Below are 3,591 nucleotides of genomic sequence, written 5' to 3' on the forward strand. Positions count from 1 at the left end.
CGGAAGTCACCCCCGCCGAGCCGGGCCGCGCGGTCGGCGACGTGCCGCAGCGGCCGGGCCAGCTTGCGGGCGGTGACGGTGGCCACCACCGTGCCGGTCCCCACCGACAGCACCACCAGCATCAGCACGGCCAGTGCCACCTGCGTCTGCCGGGTCCGCAGCGGCCCCGCGGGGATGCTCAGCTCCACGGTGCCGTTCTGCGCGATCGGCACCGTCTCGGTCACCACCTCCGTGCCGAGTTCGCCGCCGTGCCGCAACGTCGGCCGCTCGGGCCGGTACACGGTGAGCGCACCGTCCCGCGGCACGGCCACCCGCACCTGGTCGAGGTCGAGCGGGCGGCCGTCGGCCAGCTGGTCGTCCAGGATCGCGGCGATGCGCTGCGCGTTGGACGCCAGGTCCTCGCGGGTGACGTTGTCCACCAGCACCCAGCCGGTGACCCCCAGCGGGATGCCCAGCGCCGCACCGGTGACCGCCACGGCGAGCAGGATGGCCAGCAGGATGCGACGGCGCATGATTCACCCGGTCCCGTCTCACTCGGTGTTGAAGCGGAAACCGACCCCGCGCACGGTCACGATCCGCTCCTCGCCCCTGCCCCGGGCCTGTGCGGGGTCGCCGAACCCGGCGGCGCCGGTCCCGTCCCCGTGCTCGGCGAGGTCCACCGCGAGTTTGCGGCGCAGCCAGGACATGTGCATGTCCAGCGTCTTCGACGTACGGAAGGTCTCCGGGTCCAGGTCGCTCCACACCTCGGCCAGGATCTCCTCCCGGCTCACCACCTGCCCCGCGTGCGCCAGCAGCACCCGCAGCAGCTCGAACTCCTTGTTGGCGAGGGTGACCTCGACGCCGTCCACGGTGACCTGGCGCGCGCCCACGTCCATCCGCACCCCGCCCGACTCCAGCACCTCCGGGGTGCGCCTGCGCAGCAGCGCGCGGATCCGGGCGAGCAGTTCGGCGAGCCGGAACGGCTTGGCGACGTAGTCGTCGGCGCCCGCGTCGAGGCCCACCACGAAGTCGACCTCGTCGGTGCGGGCGGTCAGCATCAGCACCGGCAGGTCCGGGTCGCCGGTGCGCAGCCTGCGGCACACCTCCAGCCCGTCCATCCCCGGCAGCCCGAGATCGAGCACCAGGAGATCGGCCCGGCCGCAGGACACGCGTTCCAGCGTCGTCGGGCCGTCGGCGACGACCGAGACCTCGTAGCCCTCCCGCTCCAGTGCCCGCGAGAGGGGCTCGGCGATCGCCGGATCGTCTTCGGCTAACAGGACCACGCTCACCGTGCCAACCTTACGGCGCGCCGACATGAAAACATCGTGACCGTGTCGCGATATTCTCCTGACCTGGATCTCGCCCGGACCCTGGCCGACGCCGCCGACGGGATCACCACGGCCCGCTTCCGCGCCCTCGACCTGACCGTGGACAGCAAGCCCGACCGGACCCCGGTGACCGACGCGGACACCGCGGTCGAGGACGCCGTCCGCACCCTGCTGACCCGGCACCGCCCGGACGACGCGGTCGCGGGGGAGGAACGCGGCGGGTCGGCGACCGGCCCCGGCCGGGTGTGGGTGATCGACCCGATCGACGGCACCAAGAACTTCCTGCGCGGCCTGCCGGTGTGGGCGACCCTGATCGCGCTGGTCGAGGACGGCACCCCGGTCGTCGGCATGATCAGCGCACCGCTGCTGGGCAGGCGCTGGTGGGCGGGGGCCGACGCGGGCGCGTGGGTCGCCGACGGCTCCGGGGTGCGCGGCATCGGGGTCTCCCGGGTCAGCGACCCCGCCGACGCCACCGTGTCGACCACCGACCTGGGGTCGTGGGTCGAGCACCACCGGCGGGAGTCCTACCTGCGGCTGGTGGACGCCACCTGGGAGAGCCGCGCGTTCGGCGACTTCTGGCACCACTGCCTGGTGGCCGAGGGCGCCCTGGACATCGCCGTGGAACCGATCGTGAACACCTGGGACGTCGCACCGGTGCGGGTGCTGGTCGAGCAGGCGGGCGGGCGGTTCACCGACCTGGCCGGGGCACCCCGCATCGACGGCGGCTCCGCCCTCTCCACGAACGGCCTGCTGCACGACACCGCACTCGCCCTGCTCTCCGCCCCGGACACGGCCCCCGGCACACACTGACCTGCGACGAGCACACACCGGCCGATCGACCGGAGGAGGCGACCATCGCGATGCCCGACGAGGAACTCGACCACGCTGCGGCGCGGTTCGAGCAGCTCGCTGACGACCTCGACCCCCACACTGCCGAGGTCGACCACACCGACGATCTGCGCACGATCGCGGACGCGGCCGAGGCCGTGACCGCGGACCAGGCCCGACTGCGCGAAGCCGTCGCTCTGGCCCGGGCACACGGTCGCTCATGGAACGACATCGCCCTGGCTCTCGGCGTGAGCCGCCAAGCTGCCCGCCAGCGCTTCGCCGACGGCGCCGCGGCCTGACCTGCCACGACGTCGCGGCGGGTCAGGGCAGCACGCCCACCGCGCCGCGGGCGACCTGGGCCCAGGTGAGCCGGCCGAACAGGTAGTGACACGCCACGTGTTCGTCGGTGAACCGGGCCCAGTCGTAGCGGGTGCCCTGCTCGCGCCAGAACACCTCCCACACCGGGCCACCGTCCCCCGCGTCCTCGGCACGCAGCACGCACCAGGTGTCGTCGGACTCGGTGCCGACCGAGACCACCTCGCGCGGCACCCCCACCGCGTCCAGCCAGCGGCCGAGCGACTCGGTGTTCATCCGTGCTCCCCCTCCGTATCGTTCCCGGGTGCCTGCTCGAAGGTGATGTCGGCGAGCCGGCCCAGGGTCACCAGCTCGGCGGCCGAATACACCGTCCGGTACCGCACGCCGCCGCCCGGCTGGCCGAACCAGGGTGCCGACACCGCCCGCCACACCGGCAGATCACGCAGCACGCGGTACCGGCGGTACCCGGCGTCCCGGTGCGCCGGGGGCAGCGAGCGGTGCGCGAAGGGGGTCCCGTCGGGGGCGAAGACCCGGCCGTGCGCGGTACCGAACCGGTCGATCAGGGTGCCTTCGGCGAGCACGACGGGCTCACCCGGCTCGCACCCGCCCTCCGGGTACCGCCCGGGCGGTGGCCACACGTACCCGGGCGGGTCGCCGTCGGCCGTCAGGTACTGCGCGTCCCAGTCGCGTTCGTGCCGCCCACCGAGCGGGTCGTGATCGACGAACAGCGCGGCGGGTGGCGGCGGCAGCACGTCCACCGGCGGGGGTGCGGGGCGCCGGGTGTCCCCGCACGCCTCCAGGGTGGTGTCCACCGTGGCCGACTCCGGGTGGTCCAGCGGCGGGAAGCCGTAGACATCCGCTGTCCCGGACGCCCCGTCCGGACCGGCGGCGCCCGGCGTCCGGTCTTGTGGGGAGAAGTGCCGCGCGGGCCGGTCGGAGGCCACCGGCAGGTGCCCGATCGGGAACATGTGCACCAAAAACAGCGCCACCATGCTCTCCCGCTCGGGACGTGGGGCCCCGACCGGCACGGCCGCGGCACCGGGGACGGGTTGCGCCGCTCCCGGTTGCTGCGGCGGTGGGGGTTGCTGTGCTGGTGGCGGCGCGACCGGGGGTGGCAGCGGTGCCGGGTGGGGTGCCTGCG

The 3,591-nt window shown here is 74.1% G+C and carries 5 protein-coding genes and 1 pseudogene; 2 read left to right on the forward strand and 4 right to left on the reverse strand.

What is annotated here, in order from left to right; translation table 11 throughout:
- Window positions 1-512: pseudogene (locus tag ACTIR_RS0113670) on the reverse strand (ATP-binding protein); the annotation flags it as partial.
- 18 nt (window positions 513-530) lie between these two features.
- Window positions 531-1,295 (reverse strand): response regulator transcription factor, encoded by a 765-nt coding sequence (locus ACTIR_RS0113675; RefSeq protein ID WP_026454708.1) that lies wholly within the window; start codon window positions 1,293-1,295, stop codon window positions 531-533.
- Between the two features lie 9 nt (window positions 1,296-1,304).
- On the opposite strand from ACTIR_RS0113675, the gene hisN reads away from it, so the two are divergent.
- Window positions 1,305-2,117, forward strand: a complete 813-nt coding sequence (gene hisN, locus ACTIR_RS0113680; RefSeq protein WP_026454709.1) for a histidinol-phosphatase — start codon at window positions 1,305-1,307, stop codon at window positions 2,115-2,117.
- Window positions 2,118-2,167: 50 nt separating this feature from the next.
- Window positions 2,168-2,434: an ECF-type sigma factor gene (locus tag ACTIR_RS0113685; RefSeq protein ID WP_034240017.1), complete on the forward strand. Its 267-nt coding sequence runs from the start codon at window positions 2,168-2,170 to the stop codon at window positions 2,432-2,434.
- 22 nt (window positions 2,435-2,456) lie between these two features.
- Here ACTIR_RS0113685 and ACTIR_RS0113690 read toward each other — a convergent pair whose 3' ends face one another.
- Window positions 2,457-2,726, reverse strand: coding sequence for a hypothetical protein (locus ACTIR_RS0113690; RefSeq protein WP_026454710.1), 270 nt, complete (start codon window positions 2,724-2,726; stop codon window positions 2,457-2,459).
- The coding region (locus tag ACTIR_RS23315) for a TNT domain-containing protein (RefSeq protein WP_154663754.1) at window positions 2,723-3,591 on the reverse strand (869 nt) is incomplete at its 5' end. The genes ACTIR_RS0113690 and ACTIR_RS23315, both read right to left, overlap by 4 nt.

Origin of the sequence: Saccharomonospora iraqiensis subsp. iraqiensis (assembly GCF_000430445.1) — a bacterium.
GTDB classification, from domain to species: domain Bacteria; phylum Actinomycetota; class Actinomycetes; order Mycobacteriales; family Pseudonocardiaceae; genus Saccharomonospora; species Saccharomonospora iraqiensis.

Bases quoted from the DNA above. Each gene is read 5' to 3' on its own strand.
- ACTIR_RS0113675 (WP_026454708.1), bottom strand. From the start codon at position 1,295: ATGTCGGCGCGCCGTAAGGTTGGCACGGTGAGCGTGGTCCTGTTAGCC.
- ACTIR_RS0113685 (WP_034240017.1), top strand. From the start codon at position 2,168: ATGCCCGACGAGGAACTCGACCACGCTGCGGCGCGGTTCGAGCAGCTC.
- ACTIR_RS0113690 (WP_026454710.1), bottom strand. From the start codon at position 2,726: ATGAACACCGAGTCGCTCGGCCGCTGGCTGGACGCGGTGGGGGTGCCG.